The sequence below is a fragment of the Paractinoplanes deccanensis genome (assembly GCF_016862115.1).
GTDB lineage: Bacteria > Actinomycetota > Actinomycetes > Mycobacteriales > Micromonosporaceae > Actinoplanes > Actinoplanes deccanensis.
Map to the genome: position 1 here is coordinate 58,979 of NZ_BOMI01000006.1, position 24,144 is coordinate 83,122.

23 protein-coding genes and 1 pseudogene are annotated in these 24,144 nt (G+C 72.3%); 12 read left to right on the forward strand and 12 right to left on the reverse strand.

The features are described 5' to 3' along the window. Position 1: 1 nt before the first annotated feature. The 4 genes from Ade02nite_RS02400 to Ade02nite_RS02415 all read left to right on the forward strand — a co-directional run bounded on the left by Ade02nite_RS02400 (position 2) and on the right by Ade02nite_RS02415 (position 5,020). On the forward strand, positions 2–1,153 hold the full coding sequence (locus Ade02nite_RS02400) for an exonuclease SbcCD subunit D (RefSeq protein WP_203759807.1): 1,152 nt from the start codon (positions 2–4) through the stop codon (positions 1,151–1,153). 70 nt (positions 1,154–1,223) lie between these two features. Beyond that, positions 1,224–3,740 (forward strand): AAA family ATPase, encoded by a 2,517-nt coding sequence (locus Ade02nite_RS02405; protein WP_203759808.1) that lies wholly within the window; start codon positions 1,224–1,226, stop codon positions 3,738–3,740. Continuing rightward, complete coding sequence (locus Ade02nite_RS02410) at positions 3,737–4,708, forward strand: hypothetical protein (protein WP_203759809.1); 972 nt, start codon at positions 3,737–3,739, stop codon at positions 4,706–4,708. The genes Ade02nite_RS02405 and Ade02nite_RS02410 overlap by 4 nt, the downstream gene beginning before the upstream one ends. Before the next feature lie 18 nt (positions 4,709–4,726). Beyond that, positions 4,727–5,020 (forward strand): hypothetical protein, encoded by a 294-nt coding sequence (locus tag Ade02nite_RS02415; RefSeq protein WP_203759810.1) that lies wholly within the window; start codon positions 4,727–4,729, stop codon positions 5,018–5,020. On the opposite strand, the gene Ade02nite_RS02420 is transcribed toward Ade02nite_RS02415, so the two are convergent. Next, positions 5,011–5,832: a sugar nucleotide-binding protein gene (locus Ade02nite_RS02420; protein ID WP_203759811.1), complete on the reverse strand. Its 822-nt coding sequence runs from the start codon at positions 5,830–5,832 to the stop codon at positions 5,011–5,013. The two genes, Ade02nite_RS02415 and Ade02nite_RS02420, sit on opposite strands and share 10 nt — an antisense overlap. Positions 5,833–5,871: 39 nt before the next feature. Here Ade02nite_RS02420 and Ade02nite_RS02425 point away from each other — a divergent pair. After that, a pseudogene (locus Ade02nite_RS02425) lies at positions 5,872–6,570 on the forward strand (AAA family ATPase); the annotation flags it as partial. 250 nt (positions 6,571–6,820) lie between these two features. On the opposite strand, the gene Ade02nite_RS02430 reads toward Ade02nite_RS02425, so the two are convergent. Then, the gene (locus Ade02nite_RS02430; RefSeq protein ID WP_203759813.1) at positions 6,821–8,197 is read right to left on the reverse strand and encodes an FAD-dependent oxidoreductase; all 1,377 of its coding nucleotides are present in this window, start codon (positions 8,195–8,197) and stop codon (positions 6,821–6,823) included. 68 nt (positions 8,198–8,265) lie between these two features. On the opposite strand from Ade02nite_RS02430, the gene Ade02nite_RS02435 reads away from it, so the two are divergent. Beyond that, positions 8,266–9,249: a methyltransferase gene (locus tag Ade02nite_RS02435; RefSeq protein WP_203759814.1), complete on the forward strand. Its 984-nt coding sequence runs from the start codon at positions 8,266–8,268 to the stop codon at positions 9,247–9,249. Positions 9,250–9,261: 12 nt separating this feature from the next. On the opposite strand, the gene Ade02nite_RS02440 is transcribed toward Ade02nite_RS02435, so the two are convergent. From Ade02nite_RS02440 to Ade02nite_RS02455, 4 genes are all read right to left on the reverse strand, one after another. Further along, on the reverse strand, positions 9,262–10,068 hold the full coding sequence (locus tag Ade02nite_RS02440) for an LLM class flavin-dependent oxidoreductase (protein ID WP_203759815.1): 807 nt from the start codon (positions 10,066–10,068) through the stop codon (positions 9,262–9,264). Positions 10,069–10,173: 105 nt separating this feature from the next. Further along, positions 10,174–10,842, reverse strand: coding sequence for a hypothetical protein (locus Ade02nite_RS02445; protein WP_203759816.1), 669 nt, complete (start codon positions 10,840–10,842; stop codon positions 10,174–10,176). 165 nt (positions 10,843–11,007) lie between these two features. Then, positions 11,008–12,798, reverse strand: coding sequence for a hypothetical protein (locus Ade02nite_RS02450; RefSeq protein ID WP_203759817.1), 1,791 nt, complete (start codon positions 12,796–12,798; stop codon positions 11,008–11,010). A 105-nt stretch (positions 12,799–12,903) separates the two neighbouring features. Further along, a complete protein-coding gene (locus Ade02nite_RS02455; RefSeq protein ID WP_203759818.1) occupies positions 12,904–13,512 on the reverse strand; it encodes a response regulator in 609 nt (202 codons plus the stop codon). A 222-nt stretch (positions 13,513–13,734) separates the two neighbouring features. Between Ade02nite_RS02455 and Ade02nite_RS02460 the strand changes: the two genes are divergently transcribed. Beyond that, positions 13,735–14,331, forward strand: coding sequence for a cytochrome P450 family protein (locus Ade02nite_RS02460; RefSeq protein WP_203759819.1), 597 nt, complete (start codon positions 13,735–13,737; stop codon positions 14,329–14,331). Here the strand turns inward: Ade02nite_RS02460 and Ade02nite_RS02465 are convergent. Further along, positions 14,328–15,230: a diacylglycerol/lipid kinase family protein gene (locus Ade02nite_RS02465; RefSeq protein ID WP_203759820.1), complete on the reverse strand. Its 903-nt coding sequence runs from the start codon at positions 15,228–15,230 to the stop codon at positions 14,328–14,330. The two genes, Ade02nite_RS02460 and Ade02nite_RS02465, sit on opposite strands and share 4 nt — an antisense overlap. Positions 15,231–15,264: 34 nt before the next feature. Next, positions 15,265–15,843, reverse strand: a complete 579-nt coding sequence (locus Ade02nite_RS02470) for a GAF domain-containing protein (RefSeq protein ID WP_203759821.1) — start codon at positions 15,841–15,843, stop codon at positions 15,265–15,267. A 151-nt stretch (positions 15,844–15,994) separates the two neighbouring features. Between Ade02nite_RS02470 and Ade02nite_RS02475 the strand changes: the two genes are divergently transcribed. Genes Ade02nite_RS02475 through Ade02nite_RS02485 form a run of 3 tightly spaced genes read left to right on the forward strand, consistent with a single transcriptional unit; the run spans position 15,995 to position 19,540 of the window. Continuing rightward, the gene (locus Ade02nite_RS02475) at positions 15,995–16,834 is read left to right on the forward strand and encodes a PfkB family carbohydrate kinase (RefSeq protein ID WP_239168469.1); all 840 of its coding nucleotides are present in this window, start codon (positions 15,995–15,997) and stop codon (positions 16,832–16,834) included. Further along, positions 16,827–19,022 (forward strand): glycoside hydrolase family 65 protein, encoded by a 2,196-nt coding sequence (locus tag Ade02nite_RS02480; protein WP_203759823.1) that lies wholly within the window; start codon positions 16,827–16,829, stop codon positions 19,020–19,022. Before Ade02nite_RS02475 ends, Ade02nite_RS02480 begins: the two co-directional genes overlap by 8 nt. Continuing rightward, a complete protein-coding gene (locus Ade02nite_RS02485) occupies positions 19,019–19,540 on the forward strand; it encodes a DUF1697 domain-containing protein (protein WP_203759824.1) in 522 nt (173 codons plus the stop codon). Before Ade02nite_RS02480 ends, Ade02nite_RS02485 begins: the two co-directional genes overlap by 4 nt. Positions 19,541–19,590: 50 nt before the next feature. On the opposite strand, the gene Ade02nite_RS02490 is transcribed toward Ade02nite_RS02485, so the two are convergent. Further along, the gene (locus Ade02nite_RS02490) at positions 19,591–19,962 is read right to left on the reverse strand and encodes a hypothetical protein (protein WP_203759825.1); all 372 of its coding nucleotides are present in this window, start codon (positions 19,960–19,962) and stop codon (positions 19,591–19,593) included. A gap of 138 nt (positions 19,963–20,100) precedes the next feature. Here Ade02nite_RS02490 and Ade02nite_RS02495 point away from each other — a divergent pair, with 138 nt between their 5' ends. After that, positions 20,101–20,484: a VOC family protein gene (locus tag Ade02nite_RS02495; RefSeq protein WP_203759826.1), complete on the forward strand. Its 384-nt coding sequence runs from the start codon at positions 20,101–20,103 to the stop codon at positions 20,482–20,484. Here the strand turns inward: Ade02nite_RS02495 and Ade02nite_RS02500 are convergent. After that, positions 20,481–20,984, reverse strand: coding sequence for a GNAT family N-acetyltransferase (locus tag Ade02nite_RS02500; RefSeq protein WP_379035232.1), 504 nt, complete (start codon positions 20,982–20,984; stop codon positions 20,481–20,483). The two genes, Ade02nite_RS02495 and Ade02nite_RS02500, sit on opposite strands and share 4 nt — an antisense overlap. Here Ade02nite_RS02500 and Ade02nite_RS02505 point away from each other — a divergent pair. Beyond that, the gene (locus Ade02nite_RS02505; RefSeq protein ID WP_203759827.1) at positions 20,983–21,441 is read left to right on the forward strand and encodes a potassium channel family protein; all 459 of its coding nucleotides are present in this window, start codon (positions 20,983–20,985) and stop codon (positions 21,439–21,441) included. The two genes, Ade02nite_RS02500 and Ade02nite_RS02505, sit on opposite strands and share 2 nt — an antisense overlap. On the opposite strand, the gene Ade02nite_RS02510 is transcribed toward Ade02nite_RS02505, so the two are convergent. Both Ade02nite_RS02510 and Ade02nite_RS02515 read right to left on the reverse strand, forming a co-directional pair. After that, positions 21,392–22,963 (reverse strand): alpha/beta hydrolase, encoded by a 1,572-nt coding sequence (locus Ade02nite_RS02510; protein WP_203759828.1) that lies wholly within the window; start codon positions 22,961–22,963, stop codon positions 21,392–21,394. The two genes, Ade02nite_RS02505 and Ade02nite_RS02510, sit on opposite strands and share 50 nt — an antisense overlap. Before the next feature lie 74 nt (positions 22,964–23,037). Next, a complete protein-coding gene (locus Ade02nite_RS02515) occupies positions 23,038–24,105 on the reverse strand; it encodes an ATP-dependent DNA ligase (protein WP_203759829.1) in 1,068 nt (355 codons plus the stop codon). Between the last annotated feature and the right edge of the window lie 39 nt (positions 24,106–24,144).

Consider the following 24,144-nt stretch of genomic DNA (forward strand, 5'->3'; position numbering starts at 1 on the left):
GATGCGCATCCTGCACACCTCCGACTGGCACGTCGGCAAGGTCCTCAAGGGCCGTAACAGGCACGAGGAGCACATCCGCGTGCTGGCCCAGGTCGTCGAGATCGCCAAGGCCGAGCGGCCCGATCTGGTGATCATCGCGGGTGATCTGTATGACACCGCGGCGCCGACGGCCGACGCGACCCGGGTGGTGACCCGGGCGCTCTCGGCCCTGCGCAAGACGGGCGCGCGGGTGGTCGCGATCGGCGGCAACCACGACAACGGTGCCGCGCTCGACGCGCTGCGCCCGTGGGCCGACGCCGCCGGCATCGAGCTGCGCGGCTCCGTGCGCGACAACCCGGACGACCTGCTGATCACCGGGCAGACCGAGGAGGGCGAGCGCTGGCAGCTGGTCGCCCTGCCGTTCCTCTCCCAGCGGTACGCGATCCGCGCCGCCGAGATGTACGAGCTCACCGCCGCGGAGGCGTCGCAGACGTACGCCGACCACCTGGGCCGCCTGATCGCGAAGCTGAGCGAGAAGTTCGCCACCCCCGGCGTGATCAACCTGCTCACCGCCCACCTGACGATCTTCGGGGCGACCACCGGCGGCGGCGAGCGCGAGGCGCACACGGTGATGGGCTACGCCGTGCCGGCCACCGTCTTCCCGCAGAGCACCCACTACGTCGCGCTCGGCCACCTGCACCGCTCCCAGCAGGTCATCGCACCGTGCCCGACCCGCTACAGCGGCAGCCCGCTCGCCGTCGACTTCGGCGAGGAGGAGAACGTCCCGTCGGTCGCGATCGTCGAGGTCGGCACCGACCGGGCGGCGCGGGTGCGCGACGTGCCGATCACCTCGGCGATCGCGCTGCGCACCGTGCGCGGCACCCTCGAACAGCTCGCGACGGTGAACCTTCCGGACGCCTGGCTCCGTGTCCTGGTGCGCGAGAAGCCGCGGGTCGGCCTGCGCGAGGACGTGCAGGAGCTGCTGCCCAACGCGCTCGAGGTGCGGATCGACCCCGAGATGATGCCGGACCGGACGGGAGAACGGATGGCGCAGCGGGCCGGCCGGTCGCCGCGCGAGCTCTTCGGCGACTACCTGGACAGCAAAGACAACGCCGAGGACGGCGTCCGCGAGCTGTTCGACGAGCTGTACGACGAGGTGAGCACTAACAAATGAGCGAGCGTAGCGAGCGCAGGCAGCTCAGTGGCCTGGTCTCAGGTTCGACAGAGCGAAGCGGAGTCGAATCATGAGGCCCCTTCGGCTCGACATGGCAGGGTTCACGGTGTTCCGGGACGAGACCACCGTGGACTTCACCGACGCCGACTACTTCGCGCTGGTCGGGCCGACCGGCTCGGGCAAGTCGACGGTGCTCGACGCGATCACGTTCGCGCTCTACGGCACCGTCCCGCGCTGGGGCGGCGCGCGCGGCATCGGCAACGCCCTCGCCCCCTCGGCCACCGAGGCCCGTGTCCGGCTGGTCTTCGAGTCCGCCGGCGACCGCTACGTCGCCACCCGGGTGGTCCGCCGCGACGGCCGCGGCAACGTCAAGACCGCCGGGGCCGGCCTCCAGCTGATGCCGCCCGGCTTCGACGTGACCAAGCTCGACACCGGCATGGACCTCGACGACCTCGGCGACGTGCTGGCGGGCACGCCGGCCGAGATGGACGAGGCCGTGCTGCACGCGGTCGGCCTGCCGTTCGAGCAGTTCACCAGCTGCGTGGTGCTGCCGCAGGGCCAGTTCGCCGACTTCCTGCACGCCAAGCCGGCCACCCGCCAGCAGATCCTGGTCAACCTGCTGGGCCTGCACGTCTACGAGGAGGTGCAGACCAAGGCGACCGGCCGGGCACAGACCGCCGAGGGCAAGCTCGCCGTCGTCGACCAAAATCTGGCCGGCCTGGCCGACGCCACCGACGAGGCGGTCGAGGCGGCGCAGGCCCATCTCGTGCGCATGCGCGAGCTCACGACCGCTGTGGAGCAGGCCGTCCCCGGGTTGCGGGACAGGCGGGCGGCCGAGGCGGCCGCCGCCGCGAAGCGTGACGAGATCGACGCCGAGCTGCGCCGACTGGGCTCCGTGCGCTCGCCCGCGGGCAGCATGGAGACCGCGGGTGTGATGGCGGCCGCCCGGGCCGCCGCCGCCGAGGCCGCCGACGAGGTCCGCGCGGCCGAGGAAAAAGAGGAGAAGATCCGGGGTGAGCTGGCCGCGGCCGGCGACGCGGGCTCGCTGAGCCTCATGCTCGACCGGCATGCCGAGCTCCAGCGGCTGATCGGGCAGGAGGAGTGGTTCGCGGGCGAGGTGTCGGTGGCCGACGTCGAGCACAAGGACGCCCTGGCGGCGCTGGAGCTGGCGCACAGTGAGCATCTCGGCGCGGCCCAGCTGCTCGAGCAGGCTCGCCTCGACTACACGGAGGCCCAGCGCACGGACCGGGCGGCGGCCCTGCGAGCGCATCTCGCGGTGGGCGATCACTGCCCGGTCTGCGAGCAGACGGTGACCACCGTGCCGGCCGTCCCCGAGGGGTCGGCGGTGCGTGCCGCGGAGGCCGCGGGCAAGGCCGCGCGGGCCGCCGCCGAGGCCGCCGAGCAGGCCTGGAAGCAGCGGGACGCGGTCGCGCGCAAGCTGGAGAGCAACCTCGAGCGCAAGCGCGCCCAGTACGAGCACCACCTGTCACGCCTGGCCGAGGCGCGCGCCGCGGTGGCCGAGTCGCCCGGCGTCGAGGCCCTCCAGCGCCGGCTCGACGAGCTCGCGCGGCTCCAGAAGCAGCTCGACGAGGCAGCCGCCCGGGTGCGCACCGCGCGCGCCGCCCACCGCAAGGCGCAGGCCGCCGTCGTCGCCGCCGAGGAGCAGCAGCGCACCGCGTGGCGCGAGTTCGACGCCGTGCGCGACGGGGTCGCCCGCTTCTCACCCCCGCCGGCCGACCGCGACGACCTCGCCGGCGCCTGGGCGACGCTGGTCGCCTGGGCGGGCGAGTTGGTGGTGGCGCGGCGGTCCGCCCGCGCCGAGGCCGACGAGGCGGTGGCCGCCGCGCACCGCGACACCCTGGCCACCATCTCCGACATCTCCGATTTGTTCGCAGCGGCCGGAGTCGCGCCCTCGTCGCGGTCCTCCGCGGCCTCCTTCTCCCCTTCCGCCTCCGAGGCCGACCTCATCCGGGCCGCGGCCGTGGCCGCCGAGCGCGCCGAGGCGGCCTGGAAGCGCCTGGACGACCGGCGCACCCAGGCCCAGGAGCTGACCGAGCAACGCATGACCCTCCAGCGCGAGAGCCGGGTCGCCAAGGCGCTCGCCGGCCACCTGCGGGCCAACAACTTCGAGCGCTGGCTGCTGGAGGAGGCGCTCGACCTGCTCGTCGGCGGCGCTTCGCGGATCCTGCGCGAGCTCACCGGCGGCCAGTACGACCTGATCCACGACAGGGGCGAGTTCTTCGTCATCGACCACCACGACGCGGGCCTGCGGCGCGCGGTGCGCACGCTCTCCGGCGGCGAGACGTTCCAGGCCTCGCTGGCCCTGGCGCTCGCGCTCTCCGAGCAGCTCGCCGGCATGTCGACGACGGCCGCCAGCCTCGAGTCGATCGTGCTGGACGAGGGCTTCGGCACCCTGGACGCGGCCACCCTGGACGTGGTCGCCGCGACGCTGGAAAATCTGGCCGCCCGCGGCGATCGCATGGTCGGCGTGGTCACCCACGTCAACGCGCTGGCCGAGCGGGTGCCGGTCCGGTTCGAGGTGCGCAAGGACGCGCGTACCGCCCATGTGGAGAGGGTTGGCCTTTGACCAGGATGTTCGTGGACGCGTGGGACCCGTCCTACGGAGCCTCGTACGAGGGCGCCGACGGCGGCGAGGGCCCCGCGTCGCCCAGCAGCGCCCAGGTGGACACCGACGTCGAGATCCCCGCGGCCGAGTGGGCACCGATAGACGTCTCCCCGTCGGTCCGCGCCCCCGACGTGGTCTTCCTGGTCGACGGCGTCCGCCGCAACGACGCCGGCCTGTGGACCGCCGAGGAGGACGGCACGTCGTACGCGGGCCTGGCCGCCTCCTACGCGGCCGGCGTGGTCCGCTGCGACCTGATCCGCGGGCAGGCCGAGCTGGTGCAGGCCCGCGTCGGCCGGGGCCTGTTCACGGCGAGCCCGACGGCCACCGACGTGCAGGCGGGCACGGTGCGCTACACGGTCCACCGCATCGAGGGCGCCGGCGAGGCCTCCAAGCTGCCGTCCGCCGTCCAGCCCTCGCTGACCGCCCTCGAGATCGACATCTCCTCCGAGGCCCGGGCGATCGGCTCCGACGGCGCCGACCTGCTCGTGGTCGACGGCCCGCTGCGCAACCGGCGGCAACTCCCCCGGACCATCGGCTACGTCAAGACCCAGCAGAAGCAGTACCTTCCCGGCGCGCTGACCCCGGTCGTGACGTCGCTGCGCCCCGGCCAGCGCACCCCCGTGTTCCACCTGGGCACCGTCTGGGGCGGCTGGTCCTGGTACCTTCGCCTGCCCGGCGGCTCCGGCGCCCCCTGGTCCGGCATCGTCCGCGTCGAGTGCTCGCCCGACCTCGCCCCCGAGGAGGCGATCGAGCTGGCCGACCTGTCCGGCGCGACGCTCCCCCGCTTCGCCTCCGCCTCCTACAAGGACCCGCGCGCCCCGCAAAACCTGGTACCGATCGCCGGCCTCGAACGCCGCCTGCGCACCATGCTGGGCGACGCCCGCTTCCTGCACCGCGCCCTGATCAAGGCCACCGCCCTGACCCGCTGACCCGCTATCGTCCAGTCCATGCGACTGCTCCCGGTCTCCTACGGCTCCCTGCTGGCCGTGGGAGGCTGGCTGGTCTTCTGGTGGCTGGCCGTCCCCCGGCACGACATCTGCGCGATGGTCTACCCGGCCCCCGCCGGGTGCGGCGCCGACCGGGTCCCGGTCGCCGCCCTGTGGACCGTCGTCACCGCGGTCCTCTACGGCATCGTGCTGTTCTCCGCGGGCCGCCCCCGCCGTCGCCGGCCGGGCACCCTGGCCCTCACCGGCCTGACGATCACAGCCCCCTGCGGGTACGTCTCGGTGCTCTACGCCTGAGCGGCCAGGAACTCGCTGACGCCCCGCAGGCGGGTGCTCAACACCGAGACCGCTTTGTCCGTACGAAGCCGCACGTCGCCGGGGAGCGACAGTCCCATCTCGACGATCGTGGCCGCCGGTATCCGGGACGCGTCCAGGCCGTCGCGCCGCGCGATGAGAACACCGAGGTCGTAGCGGCTGATCGCCTCGGGCCCCGCGACGTTCAACACCCCGGCACACCTCCCGGCGGCGAGCTCGAGCAGCGCGTCGGCCAGATCGTCGACGTGCAGCGGCTTGCGGATCATGTCGGTGAACAGTGCTCCGGCGGTACGCCCGGCGATCAGGTCACGGGTCAGCCGTTCGTGCTGCCCCGCACCATGGCCGAGGATGACCGACGTACGAACCACGACAGCGCCGGGATCGACGGCCCGGACCGCCGTCTCGGCAGCGGCCTTCGCGGCACCGTAGCGGTAGACCGGGTCGGGTTCGGCGGTCTCGTCGTACTCGCCGTCCCGCCCGAAGATCGCGTCGCTGGAGACGTGCACCAGCCGGGCACCCACCTCCGCGGCCGCGACCGCGACGTGCGCGGCGCCGTCGGCCATGACAGCCCAGTCACTGCGCCCGGCGGCGGTATGGATCACCGCGTCGGGCCGCACCCGCCGCATCAGGTCACGCACCGCGGCCGGGTCCCGGATGTCGAGCCGCTCCCCGGCCTCCGGCGCCGGCGCGGTGAGGAAGGTGCCCACGACCGACCATCCCGCGGCGGCGGCCCGACGGGCCGTGTGCGAACCCAGGTGGCCGGTGGCCCCGGTGACAAGTACTCGATTGATCATCGAGCTGGCACTCTACCGCCGGCCCATTATGGTTGGTCGATGACGCGGCCTCGGACGGTGGTCTTCAACGGCGATCTCGGCAGTGGCAAGACGACCGTCTCGGTGATGGTGGCGGAAAGCCTCGGCCTGCGCCGGGTCAGCATCGGTGACCTCTACCGCCGGATGGCCGCGGAGCACGGCATGACCGCCCTCCAGTTCAACCTGCACGCCGAGCTGGACGAGAAGGTCGACCACTACATCGACCAGCTGCAATACGACATCGCGGCCTCCGGCGAGCACCTGGTGGTCGACAGCCGCCTCGCCTGGCACTTCTTCACCGACGCCCTGAAGGTCCACCTGGTCACCGACCCGCTCGTGGCGGCCGGCCGGGCGCTCGGCCGCCCCGGCGACGCCGTCGAGAGCTACCGCGACGTCGACGAGGCCGCCCGCCACCTGGCCGGCCGCAGCGAGAGCGAACGGCACCGCTTCCTGTCCCGGTACGGCGTCGACAAGACCCGGCTGCACAACTACGACCTGATCTGCGACACCACCAGCGCACCCCCGCACGAGATCGCCGCCCGCGTCGTCGCGCTCCTCGACGAGCCGCCCCGGGCCACACCGGCCTGCTACCTCGATCCGGGCCGCGTCCACCGAACCCCGGAGACGGACGACAACGGCGACATCGTCGTGCGCTACCGGCCACCACACTTCTTCGCCGTGCGCGGTCACCGACGGCTACGAGCAGCGGTCCGGGCGGGCGAGACCCTGACCGCGGTGGTCCTGGACGACGCCTGACCGAGCGCGGAGCTACCGGCCGCCTGCCTCCCGAACACCAGATGGCGCCGAAGGCCATGATCGAGGTAGACGGCCTCGACGCCATCCCGGCTCCGCAGAACGCCGGTGGGCTCGGGCAGCTCCCACGCCGCCATGAGCCGGCGGAACACCTGCTCACGCCCGAGTCGCCGTCCGGTCACCCGCCGTGCCCTTCTTCTCCCCGTGCTCGGCTGAGCTATCCCGCCGCGATCGACGGCAGCAGCTTCTCCAGCCCGATCCAGATCCGCGCCGAGTTGTGCGAGTGCCACGCCGCCCCCGACCAGTACGTCCGGTTGTGGCCCTGCAACGCCCCCAGTCTCCGGTAGAAGCCCCCGGCGAGGTCACGCGGCCGCACGTGCAGCTCGAACGGGGTGTGCCCGGCGTAGGTCGCGAAGCCCTCGAACCGCACCGGGTAGGTGCCGGCGGCGGCGACCCGTTCGATGCCGGCCCGGATCTCGCGGCGCACCACCGCGTCCGGCAGCGGCGACGGGCTGCCGTACTTCACGTTGTACAGCCCCGGCACCGCGCTGGGACCGACCATGTAGAGCCCCGGCAGCGGCGGCAGGTGGTACGGCGTCTCGGCGGCCGCGTTCGCCAGCCCGACGCCGGCCGGCAGCCCGGAGAGGCGGACGACCCCCGTGTAGTAGGCGCCGGGCTCGAACCGGCCGAGCACCGACCGCTCGGTGCCGTCCAGGTCGAGAGCGCCGAGGTTGCGGACCAGCGGCGGGATCGTCACCAGCAACTTCCCGGCCTCGATCACCCGCGCGCCGTCCGGGCCGGCGACCAGCACCCGTACGCCGGAACGGGACCGCTCGACCCGGACCGCGCGGCTGCCCAGCAGCGCGTCGCCGCCGAGGTGCTCGGTGGCGCGCTCGTAGAGCAGGCTGTTGTCGTGGGCCGCGGTGGTGACGAAGCCGCCTCCGAGGATCTTGCCGGCGACACCCTGGCCGAACAGGTTGATGGCGTAGAACGCGGGCAGCCTCAGCAGGTCGCCGATGCCCTGCCCGTAGTCGAAGACCAGCCGGACGATCGAGCCGAGGTCGTGCGCGGCGACGAAGTCGGCGAACGGCGCGACGAGCTCGGCCGGCACCGGGTCGGGCAGGTCGATCACGGTGTCGATCGGACCGTACCGGCTGATTTGCTCGTAGTAGGCGGGCAACGCGACCGGCGCCGGCGGCGTGTACCCCACCGGGCGGCCGGTGCGGAAGTCCACGTACGCCGTGGTGCCGCCCTCTCCGCCGCCGGTGAGCCGCACCAGCTCGACGCCGAAGCGGCCGAAGTGGTCGCGGACCACCGGCTCGTCCTCGAGGACGACGACGCCGATGTCGATCGTGCCGCCGGTGGCCGGATCGTGGTAGGTCTCCGTGTGGCCGCCCAGCCGGTCGCGCGCCTCCACCACGGCCACGCTGCGGCCGAGCTCGCGGAGGCGGACCGCGGCATACGTGCCGGCGGAGCCGCCGCCGAGGACGCAGACGTCCCGCCGGATCACCCGTGGCCCGCCGGCGCCGCTCACCAGCGGGGCGGCTGCCGCGGCACCCATTACTCCCAGCATCTGCTTGCGTGTCAGGCCCATGACAGCCGACGGTATTCGATTTCATCGATCAATGGGGGACACTGTGGACGTCTGCGCGAGGAGGTGCCATGTCTCGAGTGTTCGAGTCGCCGGACGGGCCGCCCGGTCCGGCGCGCGTCATCGACGTGCTCTGCGGTTTCATGATCTCCAAGACGTTGTTCGCGGCTCTCGAGGTCGGCCTCTTCGCCGAGGCCGGAGCGGAGCCCGCCACCCCGGCCGAGCTGGCGGACCGCTGCGGCATCCCGGAACGCAGCGCCCGGGCCATGGCCGACCTGCTGGCCGACGCCGGGCTGCTGGTGCCCGACGGCGACGGCTTCCGCAACGCGCCCGACGCCGAGGCGTTCCTCACCGGGCGCGGGCCGGTCGACCTGCGGCCGCTCGCCCGCTACTGGGAGACGGTCAGCTATCCCGCCTGGACCGACGCGACCCGCGCGTTCCGCACCCGGCAGGGCGTGCGCCCCGAGCTCGACAAGGCACAGACCGAGGCGTACGAGTCGGCGGTCGCGCTGGTCACCACCGAGACCGCCACCGACCTGGCCCGCGCGTACGACTTCGGCCGGCACCGGCGGCTGCTGGACGTGGGCGGCGGCTACGGCACCTTCGCCCGGCCGATCCTGGCGGCGTACGACAATCTCACCGCGACCCTGATCGACCTGCCCGAGGTGGCCTCGGTGGTGGCCGGCCAGGCCATCCCCCGGCTGACCGCGGTGGGCGCCGACCTCTTCGACGCACCCCTGCCGCCGGGGCACGACGTGATCCTGGTGGCGAACCTGGTGCACCTGCTGCCACCCGACCGGATCACCGAGCTCTTCCGCCGCCTGCGCGCGGCCGCGGCTCCCGACGCCACCCTGCTGCTCGTCGACTGGTGGCGCACCGGGCAGGCGCCGCACCCGTCGGCCCGCTACGGCGCCGGCGAGTTCCTCGTGATCAGCGGCGGCGACCTCTACCGGGTGGACGAGGTGACCGCCTGGCTGGCCGAGGCCGGCTGGCGCTTCAGCCGCCTGACCGAGCTGCCCCCGCCCTCCGGCGTGATCGAGGCGGTGCCGGCCTGACCAGGCGCCGGCCTACTGACCGGCGAGTTTGGCCACCACCGGCGCGAAGGTGTCGGCGGAGTCGGCACCGAAGACGAAATAGGAGAAGCCGATCTCCTCCCGGCGCCGCTGGATCTCCTCGGCCGCGGCGGCCGGATCCTCCGGAAGCGTGGCGAGCGAGTCCGCCGCCCGAACCGCGGCGGGGTCGACGTCGGGTGGCGCCATGTGCGGCGCGACCCGGTCGCCGACGACCGACACGGCAAGCGCGAGCTCGACGTCCCGGACCGCGCGGAAGTCGCGTGCCAGCCGGGCGACTTCGGCCCGGGGCTCATCCGCCCTCTGCACAAAGGTGACCGTGTCGGCGACCTCCGCCGCCAGCGCCCGAGCCTTCGGACCGCGTACGGCCATCGCCACCGGCGTGTGACGGCCGGCGCCGTCGAACTCCCGCAAGGCCCGCACGGTGTCCCGGATCCGGTCCAGCCGCTCGCCCGGCGGGACCGCAGGCATGCCCTTGTCGCGCAGCTCGTCGTCGATGCCCGGCCGGCCGGTGCCGACGCCCATCTCGAAACGGCCGCCGGTGAGCTGCGTCAGCGAGTGCGCCTCCCACGCCGTCAGCCAGGCCGGGCGCAGCGGCGAGGCGTACACCCAGGTGCCCACGCGCAGGTTGGTGAGGGCCGCCGCCACGGCCAGCGTGGGCCCGGGCGCCGGTTGCATCAGCGGGAAGTCCGGCATCAGCAGTGTCGAGTAGCCGCTGTCGGCGATGCGGCGCACCCGCGCCAGCCACGTCGGCAGGTCAGTTCTGACCGGTGCGACAACCCCGAATCGAAACGGTCTGGTCATGGCTGGCTTCCTCTCCGCGTCGGCAGGACCACCCACCCTCGGGTACGCCCAGCGATACCGACCACGGATCCGCGCGAAACTCATCGGTCCGGCGGCGCCCGGAAGTCACTCGTAGCAGCCGGTGCGGTCGCTTTCCAGCTGTACGTCGGCGACCTTGCCCTTCTGGATGTTGATCCGGTAGTGCGCCCCGTCGCCCTTCACGACGTCGGCCAGGGCGTCGCCGCTGACGCGCTGGGCGTCGGGGATGTCGTCTCCGTCGATGCGCCAGGTCAGCTGAGGATAGGCCTTTCGCACCGCGGCCAGGGTGCTGTCGCGCTTGATGCCCTCCGGCGTCTTCTGGTTGCCGAACGAGTCGAGCGCGCGCAGCCCGTACTTGCCGTTGAAGACCATCCAGGCGTCGTCCGGCTGGCCCTTCCAGTGCGCGCTGACGCAGGCGCCGGGGCCGGCGCCGTCCTGGTCGGCGTTGACGACGATCAGGCCGGTCGCCTTGGCCGCGCCGAGGCTCATGCCGATCTTCAGCGGTCCGATGTGGTCAGGGTGGATGATCAGATCGGCCGCATCGGCGGCGGTTTCCTTGACCGGCTGGGACGTCGGCGGCGCCTGCGACGCCGGCGTGGCGGTAGGAGCACCGCCCGCCGAGCCGCCGGGCGCGGATGCGGACGACGAGGGACGAGCCGGTGCGGCGGCGTCCTCGTGACCGGTTGTGCCGTTGCCGCAGGCGGCGACGAGGGCCACCAGCGTGGCGGCGCAGGAGATCTGGGCGAGACGATGCATCGAAGGTGCCTTCCCCGTGAATGCTTTCGGTGCGTGCGCTTTCCGGCATCCCCAAGGTCGTGATGCGCGGGCAAGAGTCAGCATGGCGGCTGCGCCGCACCGGCAACTCACGGATATGTGCCATCGTCGAAACACCGCGTAGCGCCGCGGTGCGCGGTGGCGGCGCTACGCCTGCGCGGCCGGGTAGGGCCAGGAGCCCTCGGCGCGGGCGCGCCGCACGAGCTCGGGCGCTCGGGCGGAGACCTCGGTGGCGAGCTGTCCCGCGTATTCGGCCATCGCGTCCGGATGCGCCTGGGGAGCTGCCAGCAGCGGGCCGAGGGTGGCGAGACGGTCCACAGCGGCCGGCCAGTCCTGGCGGTCGATGGCGAGGACCGCGGTGAGCAGCAGCGTGTTCGCGTATTCGCGGATCGAGCGCGCGTCGTCGGGGGCGGCCAGGTCGCCGCGGAGGGCGCGGGCTCGTTCGGCCAGGGGTGTGGCGGTCTCCGGATGATCGCGTCGCGCGGCTGCCAGGTTGTGCAGGGCGGTGCCGAGAATGCGGCGCAGACGGGGGTGAGTCGCGTCCGTGCAGCGGTTCACCGCCTCGGACAGCAGCATGATGTGGTCGTCGGGGCGTCCGGTCGCGTCCGCGATCGCGGCGGCGTCGACCATGTGGGTGGCCGCGTCGGCCAGCGCCTCGCGTTCGAGGGCGGCGGGCACCGCGCCGGCCACCAGCTCCTCGTGCCGCCGGACGGCGACGGCGACGGACAGCCAGGCGAGGTCCCAGGCGTCGTCGGAGTGGCCGAGGCGGTGCAGGAGCATCGCCCGCTCGTAGAGGGCCGCCGCCCAGAGACGCCGCACATCACGCCGGGTCGCGCCCGAGGTGGCCGCGTCGTGCAGGCTCAGCTCGTCGGCCAGCTCGGCGAGGACGCGGTCGGCCTCGACCACCTGGTCCGCGTTGGCCAGGGCGACGCCCCGCTCCAGCCGGGCAGCGCAGTCGGCGACCGTTCCCGGACCGACAACCGGACGGCCACCGGAAGCCGGGCCGGCAGAGGAGCGACCCGGGTCGCCGGGTGGAGGGCCGCCGGGTGGAGGGCCGCCGGCGGCCGGGCCGGTGACCCGCGACTCCGCTGCCAGCCGTGCCGCGAAACCGCCGCCGGACGGCCCGGCCTCGGCCAGCAGGTCCAGGTAGGAGCCGCGCATCCGCCAGGCGCCCGAGCCGGGCACCACCACCGGGATGTCCGGCTGGGCCCGGTGCAGTGCGGCCAGCGACGCCGTGATCCCTTCGAGCAGCTGTTGGGCCCGCGCGCCCTGAAACATCTGCGCCAGCGAATACTGCTCGGTCAGCGCCACCCGCATCAGATCCGGCCGCCGCAGCGCCTCGGCCACCCGCGCGAAGATCCCGAGGGCGTCCGCCAGATCGACCACGGCGGTCGCCTCGCCCGTGTCCCGCGCGAGCCCGCGTTGCAGGTCGACCATCTCGGCGGCGAGCGGCCCCAACTCGGCGGCATCCCCCTCGAGGCGCATGGTCACCACAGCGGTCAACGCAGCGGTACGAGCACGGCGAGCGTCGAGGCTGTCGGCGGGCAGCGGCGCGACCGCCCGCCACATCCGCTCGACTACCTCGCGCCCCCGCTCGGCGAGCCCGGTGGCCGCCAGGATCTGACCCGCCTGCGCGGTGCGGAACACGGCGTCGGCATGCCGGCCCGGATCGGCCAGCAGACCGGCGGCGAGCGCGATCACCTCCTCGGACCGCTCCCGCACCTCGGCGACGTCGCCACCGTCGCCGATCCGTTCGAGCGCGAGATTGAGCGTCGCCCGGCCGAGCGCATGCAGCAGCCGCCCCGGATCACCGAGCTCACGCGCGGCCGCAACGGCCCGCTCGACAGCCACCCGCGTCTCCGGCCCGAGACCGGCCCGCGCGGTCATCTCATCGGCGGCGCTCAGCAGCCGGTCGACCTCGGCGGGCGTGCTCACCATGGTCCCGCGCCGGCTCGCCGCAATTTGTTCACATCGGACAGTGCGACCATGCTGCTGTTCTACCAGGAGTTCGCGGTCCTGGGGAGGACCAGCCGGGCGAGGTGCTCACCCCTCGGCGAGCCGGCCGTTCACCTCGCGGATCAGTTCGTATGGCTGATCGACCACGGCGTCCGCGCCAAGGCCCAGCAATTCCGCCCGGCGGTTCCCAGCGTTCATGGTGTAGACGATGATCGGCAGGGCCGGCAGATCCGCCCGGATCTTGCGCAGGAGTGTCACCCCAGCGTCGGGGTCGCCGGCGCGGCCGAGGTCGGTGACGATCGCGGCGAAATCCAGTTCTTCCAGGTAGTGGAGAGCGGCGCTGGTTGAGGTCGCCTTGGTGACGAGGCGCCCGCATCGTTCCAACGCGACGGTCTCGTAAAGATTGTTGTCCGGGTTGTCGTCCACCCAGAGAACGCGTGCCAACGTCGTGCGCGTGGGCGCCACGTCCGCATCCGGGGGCGGCTCCTCCTTGCCCTGTTCGAGTGCCGCCTGCCGCACGGCCTGCCTGGCCGACTCGGTGTTCTGTGGGCCAAGCGTGATCGAGGCACTGAAGAGTTCGGTGAAGGAGAGCGACGCCGTGGCATGCCCGTCGCGATTCTGCGAGCGCAACAGCAACACCGCGGCCAAAGCGATCACCAGCACTGCGATGATGAAAACGGCCAGCGTCGTGTCCACGTCGATCCCCCGGACGTTGTCGACTGCTTCGATCGCCCAGGGATGCTACCTACGCCATCGGCTCGGCACACTTACTGACGTCGATGCGACAACGCGGAATCCGGCATCGGTGGCGACGCTGCGCGTGCACGCCAGTGGTTTCGGGCTGACGCTGCTCGTTCGTGGCGGGCTGAGCCCGAAGCTTCGGCCGGTAACGAAGTGATCCGCGCCTAGCCTGCGGCGATGCGAGAGATTCTGTGTGACCCGGCGTTCGTGGTGCCGCCCGTGCCGGCCGGTGACAGCGGAGTGGCCTGGCTGCGGGCGACGGTCGGGCGGTTCAGCGAGGGCGCCGACCACGCGCGCCGGCGAGGGCTTCAGGAGGCGATTCTCGACGGGGTCCCGCCGGAGTCGCTGAGGGGCACGGGTGGTCATCCGGTGTCCGTCCTGGCCCGGGCGATGGGGGTGACCGATCCGGCGGTGGCCGGGCTCGTCGAGGACGTGGCTCAGGCCTATCAACCGGGCGCCGGGGACGACGGCAGGGCCGACCCGGCCGTCGAGCGGCTGGTCGCGATCTTCGGCGGGGAGCGCGACGAGCGGACCGCGGCGCGGATCGGGCTGCTCGTGCAGGCGTGCGCGGCGACCGTCGCGCTGATCGAGAGGACGCGGCACCGGCCGGTCGAGGAGGTGCTGCGCGACGATCCGCCCGTTCCGTTCACGAAGCGGCAACGGATCGACGGCGGCGAGATCGTGGTGGTGCCGCTGGCCGGTGGCCTGGCGTTCGGCGCGGGGCCGCGTGCGTGCCCGGGGAAGGCGCACGCGCTCGCGCTGGCCCAAGGCTAGGGGCGCCGGGGGACGCAGACCTTGACCGCGCCGGGGGCCACCTTTGCCGTGAACGCCTTCGTCTTCGAGCGGGCGCCGCCGTCGAGCTCGTACTCCAGCTTGGACTTGAGTTTGACCTCGATCTCGCGGGCGCGCGTCGTGCGGACGAAAGGCGAACTGTCGCTGCGGCCCACCGCCATCGTGCCGAGGGCGCGCGCCCACTGGAGGGCGCCCTGGGCGGTGGCGACGCCGACGTCGAGCCAGCCGTCGTCGGGCTTCGCGTCGTCGAAGGCCCTGATGCCGCCGGTGATCTTGCTGACGTTGCCGATCAGGACGCAGCTGGCCTCGTCCTCGAACCAGGTGGTGCCGTCGATCTTGATCTGGGCCTTGGCGGCCTCGCCGTTGACGTGGCGGACGCCGGCCCACACGTACGCCAGCTTGCCGAGGCGGTCCTTCATGTTGCGGTCGGCCTCGTTGATCATCGCGCCGTCGAAGCCGACGCCGGCCATCACGCCGAAGTACTCGCCGTTGAGCTTGCCCAGGTCGATGCGGTGGCGGTCGCCGCGCAGGGCGATGTCCACCGCCTGCTCGAGGTCGGTGGGGATGCCCAGGTTGCCGGCGAGCAGGTTGCCCGTGCCCGCCGGGATGATCGCCAGCGGGATCTTCGAGCCGCCCTTCGCGCGGGCCAGCACGTCGATCGAGCGCTGCACGATGCCGTCGCCGCCCCACACCACGAGCAGGTCCGGCTTGGCCTCGACGACCTTGCGCACCTGCTGGGGCGCCTTCTTGCTCTTCGGCACCTCGTGCCAGAGCAGCTTGTCGGCGCCCGAGTCGGTGAGGCGGCGGCGGAGCTCGTCCAGGCCGCCGCCGAGCGTCTTCTTCTGATGAGCGACTACGGCGATCGTGCGGGGGGTGCTCATGCGCAGCGCACTACCCGGATCGGCGAAAACGTAATCAGCTGACCGTCTCGCGCATGCGCTGCTCCGCCGCCGCGCTGCGGATGACCATGAGGCGCAGCTCGAGCTCGTCCGAGACCATCGAGGCGAGGTGCTCGAGGGCCTTGAGCTGGCGCGGGGTGGCCTCACGGGGCTTGTTGTCGATCACGTTGACGGTGCCGAGGCGGTAGCCGTCGTGGGTGCGGATCGGCGCGGCGGCGTAGAAGCGCAGGCCGAGCTCGCCGCGGACCAGCGGGTGTTCGAGGGTGCGCGGGTCCACGGCGGCGTTGTTGATCACGTACACGTCGTCCTGGGCGATCACCGACGCGCACAGTCCCGGCTCGCGCCCGACCTGGCGTACACCGGAAAGGCCCTGACAGGCGGCGAGCCAGACCCGGTCCTGCTCGACCAGCGACACGGTGGCGATCGGGGTGTCGAAGATGGCGCCGGCCACGAAGGCGATCCGGTCGTACGCGTCCTCGACCGGCTGGTCGACCAGCCGGTAGCGGCGGACGGCCTCGAGCCGCGCCCGCTCCTCCGGGTTGATGGTGTCCAGGTATTCGTAGGCGTTCGACGACACGGGACTGCTGCTGGTCATGGGCGTTTCCCCTCGTAGGTCGCTACGGTGCCTGCGAGCCTAGAAAGGGCATCGGTGTCCCGCAATGCTCTCGATAGGCGAATCGGGCACGCATCCTGTGAAGAGGCTGGGATGTCGCACATTCTGTCGGTCTTCGGGGTATTGGTCATCCGTGACGCAACCAACCGCCGCCGTGGTCGGGCAGCTCGCCCGCGATGTCGTATTGACCGTTGACGAACTTCCCGAGGTCGGCTCGTCGGGCGCGGCGACCAGCCGCCGGGAGCAGCTGGGCGGCAAGGGCGCCAACCAGGCCGTCGCGCTGGCCCAGCTCGGGGTGCGGCCGTCGCTGGTGGCGGTGGCCGGCGAGGACGTAATCGGCGACGTGCTGCTGGAGCAGGCGCGGCGGGACGGCGTCGACGTGCGCCGGGTGGTCCGGCGGCCGGGCGCGCTGACCGGGCTGATCGTGGAGATCCTGGAGCCGGGCTCGCACTACCGCTACGTCGAGCATCTGCCGCCGGAGGTGCTGCTCGGCGAGGCGGACGTGCTGGCCGCGCGAGACGTGATCGCCGCGTCCGACGCGGTCCTCGTACAGCTGCAGCAGCCTGCCCCCGCCGCGCTCGCCGCCGCGCGGATCGGGCACGAGGCCGGCAGGCTCGTGGTGCTGGACGGGGAGATCACCGACAAGGCCATCCTGCGGTACGCGGACGTCGTGCGCGCCGACGAGAAGGAGGCCGCCGGGCTGGACGCGGACCTTCTGAAGGCCGGCCCGCGATTGATAGCGCTCGCCCAGGACGACGGCAACCTGCTGATCTGGGAGGACGGCCAAGTCAAGATCCCGCTGACGGACGGCGAGCCGGTGGACACCACGGGCGGCGGCGACTCGTTCACGGCGGCGCTGACCGCGACCCTGCTGGCCGGCGGGTCGTACGAGGAGGCCGGCAAGCGGGCGACGCTCGCGTCCGGCGTGACCGTCATGCACGTCAGCGGACGGCCGGACCTGCGTCATGTCTGAGGTCGGAGCCGCCGAGCCGTGGGCCGTCCGCGAGACCGCCCTGCCCCGCAGCGAGGAAGACCTGCGCCAGGCCGAGTCGATCTTCGCGCTGGCGAACGGGCACATCGGGCTGCGCGGCAACCTCGACGAGCCGCACCCCTGCGGCATGCCGGGCACGTTTCTCAACTCGCTCTACGAGGAACGCGAGATCACCTACCCGGAGGCGGGATACGCGTTCCCCGAGCGTACGCAGACGGTGGTGAACGCCCCGAACGCCAAGCCGATCACGCTGCGCGTCGGCGACGAGCCCTTCGACCCGCGCACCGGCACGCTGACCCGGCACGAGCGGGTGCTCGACCTGCGCGCCGGCACGCTCACCCGCGAGGTCGAGTGGACGTCACCCGGCGGCGCCGAGGTGCGGATCCGCAGCGTACGGCTGGTCTCGTTCCAGCGCCCCTCGGTGACCGCGACCCGCTACGAGGCGTACGCGGACGCGCCCCTCACCGTCGAGTCGGACCTGGTCGTCAACGAGGAGCTGCCCGGCGGGCGCGACGACCCGCGGGCCAGCGCGATCATCGAGGACCCCTTCGAGACGATCTCGTACGACCGCGACGTGCTGCTGCATCGCACGAAGACCAGCCGGCTCGAGGTCGCGGCGGCGGTCACCCACACCGGCGCCGAGGGCACCGTCTCGTCGTCGCCGCTGCACATCCGGTGGACGGCGACCGGCCACGGCTCGATCACGTTCGACAAGTTCGCCGCGTACCGCTGGAACGAGACCGATCCGCGCGAGCAGGCCCTCAAGGACCGCGACGCGGCCGCCCGTGACGGGTTCGACGTGCTCCTGGACGAGCAGCGCGCCTACCTGGACGACTTCTGGGACGGCGCGGACGTCGAGGTCGACGGCGACCCGGACATCCAGCAGGCCGTCCGGTTCGGGCTGTTCCACGTGCTCCAGGCGGCCGCGCAGGCCGGGCCGCACCCGATCCCCGCCAAGGGGCTGACCGGCAACGGGTACGACGGGCACACGCTCTGGGACACCGAGACCTACGTGCTGCCCGTGCTCACCTACACCCATCCCGACTGCGCCGGAATGGCGCTGCGCTGGCGGCACAGCACGCTCGGCGCCGCCCGGTCCCGGGCCCGCGAGCTGCGGCTCGACGGCGCGTCGTTCCCGTGGCGCACGATCAGCGGCCCGGAATGCTCCGGATACTGGCCGGCGGGCACGGCGGCGCTGCACGTCAACGCGGACATCGCCGACGCGGTGCTGCGCTACTACCAGGCCACCTGCGACGAGGACTTCATGCGTACGGCCGGCCGCGAGCTCCTCGACGAGACGGCCCGCCTGTGGCAGTCCGTCGTCTACCTCGACGAGCAGGGCCTCGGCCACATCGCCGGGGTCACCGGACCCGACGAGTACACGGCCCTGATGGACGACAACATCTACACGAACCTGATGGCCGAGCAGAACCTGCGGGCCGCGGGCTCTCCCGTGCGCCTGCACGTCCCGTACGACGAGCAGCGCCAGGTCCACGACCAGTCGGCCGGCTTCACCCGCCTGCCCGCGTGGGACTTCTCCGACGAGGACTACCCGCTGATGCTCCACCACCACTACCTCAACCTGTACCGCAAGCAGGTCATCAAGCAGGCCGACCTGGTGCTGGCGATGGTCAAGCGCCCCGACGCGTTCACCACCGAGCAGAAGAGGCGCAACTTCGCCTACTACGAGGCCCGCACCGTCCGCGACTCGTCCCTGTCCGCCCCCGTGCAGGCCGTGCTCGCCGCCGAGCTGGGCCACCTCACCCGCGCCCACGAATACCTGGCCGAGGCCGCGCTGCTCGACCTGCGCGGCAGCGGCGAGTCCGGCGGCGACGGCCTGCACATAGCCGCCTGCGCCGGCGCGTGGACCGCCCTGGTCATGGGCTTCGGCGGCCTGCGCGACCACGACGGCCGCCTCTCCTTCGTCCCGCGCCTGCCACCCCGCCTGACCCGCCTGGCCTTCCACCTCCGCTGGCGCGACGGCCGCCTGGCGGTGACGATCAAGCCCGATGCGGTGACGTACGAGGCCAAGCACGCCCCCGTCGACTTCCACCACCACGGCGACCACGTACGGCTGGCAGCCGGCGAACGCGTGACGTATCCGCTGGAGCCGGTCGAGGACCTGCCCGCCCCGCCCACCCCGCGCCCGCCCCGTACGATCAGCGCATGACGGTCTGGGTGGCCCTGCTGCGCGCGGTCAACCTGGGCGCCCGCAACAAGGTCCCCATGGCCACCCTCCGGGCCGAGTTGGAGGCGGCCGGCCTCCCCGGCGCCAAGACCCACCTCCAGAGCGGCAACGTGATGGTCCGCTCCGACCTGGACGTGGGCCCGCTGATCCACCAGGTCCTCCGCACCCGCTTCGAGCTCAACGAGCCGGTCATGGTCCGCAGCCAGGCCCGCCTGGCCGAGATCATCGAGGCGAACCCGTTCCCGGCGGCGGCCACGTCCCGCCCCACCTTCCTGCGGGTGGTCTTCCTGGCGGACCACCCGCCGGCCGCGCGGGCGAAGGCCCTCGAAGAACACGACGACATCCGGGTCCAGGACCGAGAGGTCTACATCGACTACCGAGACCGCGTCCACGGCAACCCCCTGAACGCGGCCATGGTCTCCCGCCGCCTGGGCCTGCACGGCACCGAGCGCAACTGGGCCACGATCACCAAGCTGGCCGAGATCGCCGCCCTCCTCTGACGCTTGCGTTCGTGCGCGCCACGAGGCGCTCCTGACCGTGCGGCCGTCGCTCACCGGGTGCCGGTGGGAGCCACGTAGCCGCGCCCGCCGGGCTGGGTCTCCCGCCATTCGTCGGCCGTCGCCGACCCGAGAATCCACACCGGCAGGGCCGAGGTCCCGGCGACGAGCAGCAGGCCGAGCGCGGCGAGCAGCCAAGCCCGGCCGGTGCTCCCCGGCCGGCGGGCCCGCAGCCAAAGCCACACCGCGGCCGGATAGGCAAGCAGTGCCGTCGTCCCCATCAGGAGCGGATAGTTGAACCGCAAGCCGCCGAGAAGCCCCAGCAGCACAAAGACGACCGCGGCCGGCAGCCCGCAGATGCCGACGAGGCACGTGCCCGCGATCAGAAGGGCGCCGGGCAACCGCGACGGCCGGACGTTCTCCACGCGGCCACCGTAGCCACCGCCCGCACCCCCGCCGCACTCCGGCATGAGCCCCGCGCGGAAGCCGGCGAGCGGCTCTCGTCACACCGGCGGTGGGGAACCTGTGGATTAACCTCCGCCGGAACGGGAGACTACGCGGCCATGGGACATCGCAGTCGACTCTCGACCCTGCTGATCGACGCGCCGCGCGGGGAGGCCGATCGGGCCGCCGGGTTCTGGGCCCAGGCGCTCGGCGTTCCGGCTCGGCCGGTGCCCGGCGAGGAGCAGTTCCTGTCGTTGCGCGGGGTGCTGCCCGATCACACGCTGGCGGTGCAGGCGGTGGACGACGCGCCGCGCTATCACGTGGACATCGAGACCGATGACGTCGAGGCGGAGACCGCCCGGCTGGTCGGGCTCGGCGCGGTCGAGGTGAGCCGGTGGCTCGAGTGTGTGACGTTGCGGGCGCCCGGCGGGCACCTGCTCTGCGTGATTCCCCGGCACAGCGACCAGGAGACCTTCGACCGGCTCGCCCAGACCTGGGACTAGCCGCCGAGGGTCAGCTTCATGCCCTCGTGCGAGGCCGTGAAGCCGAGCGACTCGTAGAACCTCTTCGCGTCGGTGCGGCGCTTGTCGGTGGTCAGCTGGACCAGGCCGGCGCCGTGCTCGCGGGCGCGCTGCACCGCGTACGCCATCATGGCCCTGCCCAGGCCGCTGCCCCGACGGTCGGCACGGACCCGGACCGCCTCGATGGTCAGGCGTTTCATGCCGCCGCGGCTCAGGCCGGGGGTGACGGTGATCTGGCACGTCGCGACGATCTCGCCCTCGTCGTCGCCGACGATGAGCTCGTTGGCGGGGTCGGCGTCGATCTGGTCGAAGGCCGCCCAGATCGCGGCGTCGGCCTCCTCGCTGACGGCGGCGCCGAAGCCGCGGGACCGGCTGATCTCGTCGTCGGCGAGCATCGAGAGGATCGCGGGGACGTCGGCGCGGGCGGCGATCCGAAACTGCATGATTCCCATCCGGTAGTTGCTCAGGCACGATGTCGCCATGAAGGTGCTGCTCAAGCCGCTGACGCGGGTGTATCGCGGGGTCGTGTGGCTGGCCAACTCACCCGGCACGCTCATTCTCTCGTACGCCCTGCTGATCATCGTCTGCGGTGTGCTCTTCTACGTCTTCGAGGACGAGAAGTCGATCGGCGACGCGATCTGGTGGGCGGTCGTCACCGCCTCGACCGTCGGGTACGGCGACATCTCGCCGTCGACGTGGCAGGGGCGGGTGATCGCCGCCCTGCTGATCTCGCTCATGGTGCTGGTCGTGATCCCGCTGATCACCGCGCACTTCGCCAGCAAGCTCATCGTGGACCGGGACGTCTTCCGGCACGAGGAGCAGGAGGAGATCAAGCAGAACCTGCGTCAGGTGCGGGCCCTGCTCGAAGCCATCGCGGAGCGCGAGGGCGTCACTTCGCCGGGCAGCGCAAGCCCTCCCGCGGCACCTTCAGATCAATGAGATAGCCGTCGACGGCCTGGACGATGCACTGGGTGCTCGGGTAGGCCGTGTGGCCCTCGCCCTCCCAGGTCAGCACGTGGCCGGTGCCGAGCATCGACGCCAGGTCGGCGGTGTTCTCGTACGGCGTGGCGGGGTCGCCGGTCGTGCCCACCACGACGATCGGCGGGGCACCGGCGGCCGCACCGGCCGGATAGGGGTCGCGGTCGCCCTTCCACACCGCGCACGGCAGCATGCCGACCGCGAGCGAGCCGCCGAACAGCGGGTATTTCTTGCGCCACTCGCCTTGGAGCCGGCGCACCTCCTCGACGGTCGGCGCGTCCTTGGTGTCGGAGCAGTTGACGGCGAGGTTGGCGTCGAACAGGTTGCTGTACGTGCCGTCGGGCTTGCGTTCCGCGTATTGGTCGGCCAGCTCGAAGACGCCCTCCGCGTCGCCCGCCTTGAGGTCGGCGATCGCCTTGGCCAGCGCCGTCCACCCGGTCTCGGTGTAGAGCGACGACACCACGGCCACGAAGATCCAGCCCGAGGTGGCGTTGCGGCCGTCGGCGCCCTTGACCGGCTTGGTGTCGGCCGCCTTCAGCGCGTCGGTGACCGCCTTGCGCGCGTCGGGCGCGATCGGGCAGTCGGCGGTGTTGGCCTTGCACCAGTTGGTGAAGTTGGTGAACGCCCGTTCGAAGCCCTTGGCCTGGCTCTCGGAGCCCTCGATGAAGCTCTGCTTGGGGTCGACGGCGCCGTCGAGCACCAGCGCCCGGATCTTGGCCGGGAAGAGCTGGGCGTACGTGGCGCCGAGCAGCGTGCCGTACGAGTAGCCGAGGTAGGTCAGCTTGTCGTCGCCGACCGCGGTGCGGATCGCGTCCATGTCCTTGGCGGCCTGCACCGTGGAGAACGTCGCGAGCTGGGCCGGGCTGTACTTCTGGGCGCAGCCGTTGGCGATCTTTTCGTTGAGCGCGACGACGCTGGTGAAGTCGGCCTGGCTGACCGGGTCGGGCACGGCGGCGAAGCTCGCGTCCTGGTCCTGGGCGCTGATGCACTTGACCGGGTCGGAGCGGCCGACGCCGCGCGGGTCGAAGCCGATGATGTCGAACTTGTTGGTGATCTCGGTCGGCAGCCCGCCGAACTGCTGGCCGAACGACAGGTAGACGGCGGTGTCGATGCCGGAGCCGCCCGGGCCGCCGGGGTTGATCAGCAGCGACCCGACCCGGCCCTGCTGGGTGGCCGAGCGGATGCGGATCATCGCGATCGCGTACGTGTCGCCGTTGCCCGGATCGGACCAGTCGCGCGGCACGGAGACCTTGGCGCAGTCGTACGTCATGCCGGCGGCGCCCCGGCCCACGAGCTGGTCGGGGATCTCGGGGCACGGCTGCCAGTCGGCGCCGCTCGCGTTGGGCGCCGCGGAGGCCGAGGACGTGCCCTGCGGGGCCGGCGTGGCCTCGCCCGACCCGTCCGGCGCGAACGAGGGCACGGTGCAGCCCGAGACGGTGACCACGAGCGCGGCCAGGACGGCGACTAAGGAGCGGCGCGGCACGATGGACCTTCCATGGAGCTGAACGGGACGGGCTGTCCACACCGAGGCTAACCGGTGCGTCTGACAATCCACGGTCAGCGGCTGGTCAGGACCTCGGCCAGGTTGAACTGGACGGGGCGTTCGAGCTGCTCGTAGGTGCACGAGCGGGGGTCGCGGTCCGGTCGCCACCGTTCGAACTGGGCGGTGTGGCGGAAGCGGACGCCCTCCATGTAGTCGTAGCGGACCTCGACCACGCGCTCCGGGCGCAGCGGGGTGAACGAGAGGTCCTTGCCGTTGTTCCAGCGGCTCACCTCGTTCTTGCGCGGGGTGCGCTCGCCCTGCATGTGCGCGGCCCAGTCCCACGGGTGGCCCTCGAACGAGGTCACCAGCGGCTGGAGCTCCTGGAAGAGCTCCTCCCGCACGGACATCGGGAAGGAGCCGATCACGCCGACCGACGCCAGCACGCCGCGCTCGTCGTAGAGGCCGAGCAGCAGCGAGCCGATCCGGTCCTCGCCGGACTTGTGGACGCGGTAGCCGGCGACCACGCAGTCAGCGGTCCGCTTGTGCTTGACCTTGAACATGACCCGCTTGTCGGGCTGGTAGACGAGGTCGCGCGGCTTGGCGATCAGCCCGTCGAGCCCGGCGCCCTCGAACTCGGCGAACCAGCGCCGCGCGGTCTCGAGGTCGTCGGTGGCCGGCGTGACGTACACCGGGGCCTTGGCGCTCTTGAGCACGTCGACCAGCCGGTCGCGGCGCTCGGCGAACGGCAGCTCGGTCAGGTCCTCGTCGCCGACGGCCAGCAGGTCGAAGGCGACGAAGCTGGCCGGGGTCTGCTCGCTGAGCAGCTTGACTCGGCTCGCGGCGGGGTGGATGCGCTGCTGGAGGGCCTCGAAGTCGAGGGTGTTGCGCTCGGTGTCGGCCACGATCACCTCGCCGTCGATCACCGCGCGCTCGGGGAAGTTGGCGAGGACGGCCTCGACCACCTCGGGGAAGTAGCGGGTCATCGGCTTCTCGTTGCGGCTGCCGATCTCCACCTCGGCGCCGTCGCGAAAGATGATCGACCGGAATCCGTCCCACTTGGGCTCGTAGACCTGGCCCGCCGGGATGTCGGCGACGGGCTTGGCGAGCATCGGCTTGACCGGCGGGTTGATCGGCAGCTCCATCGCCCCAGTCTGCCGCCTCATCGCCTTCCGCGGGGGGCT

Coding starts and splice junctions, on each gene's coding strand:
- Ade02nite_RS02400 (WP_203759807.1), top strand. CDS start 2: ATGCGCATCCTGCACACCTCCGACTGGCACGTCGGCAAGGTCCTCAAG.
- Ade02nite_RS02405 (WP_203759808.1), top strand. CDS start 1,224: ATGAGGCCCCTTCGGCTCGACATGGCAGGGTTCACGGTGTTCCGGGAC.
- Ade02nite_RS02415 (WP_203759810.1), top strand. CDS start 4,727: ATGCGACTGCTCCCGGTCTCCTACGGCTCCCTGCTGGCCGTGGGAGGC.
- Ade02nite_RS02420 (WP_203759811.1), bottom strand. CDS start 5,832: ATGATCAATCGAGTACTTGTCACCGGGGCCACCGGCCACCTGGGTTCG.
- Ade02nite_RS02430 (WP_203759813.1), bottom strand. CDS start 8,197: ATGGGCCTGACACGCAAGCAGATGCTGGGAGTAATGGGTGCCGCGGCA.
- Ade02nite_RS02435 (WP_203759814.1), top strand. CDS start 8,266: ATGTCTCGAGTGTTCGAGTCGCCGGACGGGCCGCCCGGTCCGGCGCGC.
- Ade02nite_RS02440 (WP_203759815.1), bottom strand. CDS start 10,068: ATGACCAGACCGTTTCGATTCGGGGTTGTCGCACCGGTCAGAACTGAC.
- Ade02nite_RS02445 (WP_203759816.1), bottom strand. CDS start 10,842: ATGCATCGTCTCGCCCAGATCTCCTGCGCCGCCACGCTGGTGGCCCTC.
- Ade02nite_RS02450 (WP_203759817.1), bottom strand. CDS start 12,798: ATGGTGAGCACGCCCGCCGAGGTCGACCGGCTGCTGAGCGCCGCCGAT.
- Ade02nite_RS02460 (WP_203759819.1), top strand. CDS start 13,735: ATGCGAGAGATTCTGTGTGACCCGGCGTTCGTGGTGCCGCCCGTGCCG.
- Ade02nite_RS02465 (WP_203759820.1), bottom strand. CDS start 15,230: ATGAGCACCCCCCGCACGATCGCCGTAGTCGCTCATCAGAAGAAGACG.
- Ade02nite_RS02470 (WP_203759821.1), bottom strand. CDS start 15,843: ATGACCAGCAGCAGTCCCGTGTCGTCGAACGCCTACGAATACCTGGAC.
- Ade02nite_RS02480 (WP_203759823.1), top strand. CDS start 16,827: ATGTCTGAGGTCGGAGCCGCCGAGCCGTGGGCCGTCCGCGAGACCGCC.
- Ade02nite_RS02485 (WP_203759824.1), top strand. CDS start 19,019: ATGACGGTCTGGGTGGCCCTGCTGCGCGCGGTCAACCTGGGCGCCCGC.
- Ade02nite_RS02495 (WP_203759826.1), top strand. CDS start 20,101: ATGGGACATCGCAGTCGACTCTCGACCCTGCTGATCGACGCGCCGCGC.
- Ade02nite_RS02505 (WP_203759827.1), top strand. CDS start 20,983: ATGAAGGTGCTGCTCAAGCCGCTGACGCGGGTGTATCGCGGGGTCGTG.
- Ade02nite_RS02500 (WP_379035232.1), bottom strand. CDS start 20,984: ATGGCGACATCGTGCCTGAGCAACTACCGGATGGGAATCATGCAGTTT.
- Ade02nite_RS02515 (WP_203759829.1), bottom strand. CDS start 24,105: ATGGAGCTGCCGATCAACCCGCCGGTCAAGCCGATGCTCGCCAAGCCC.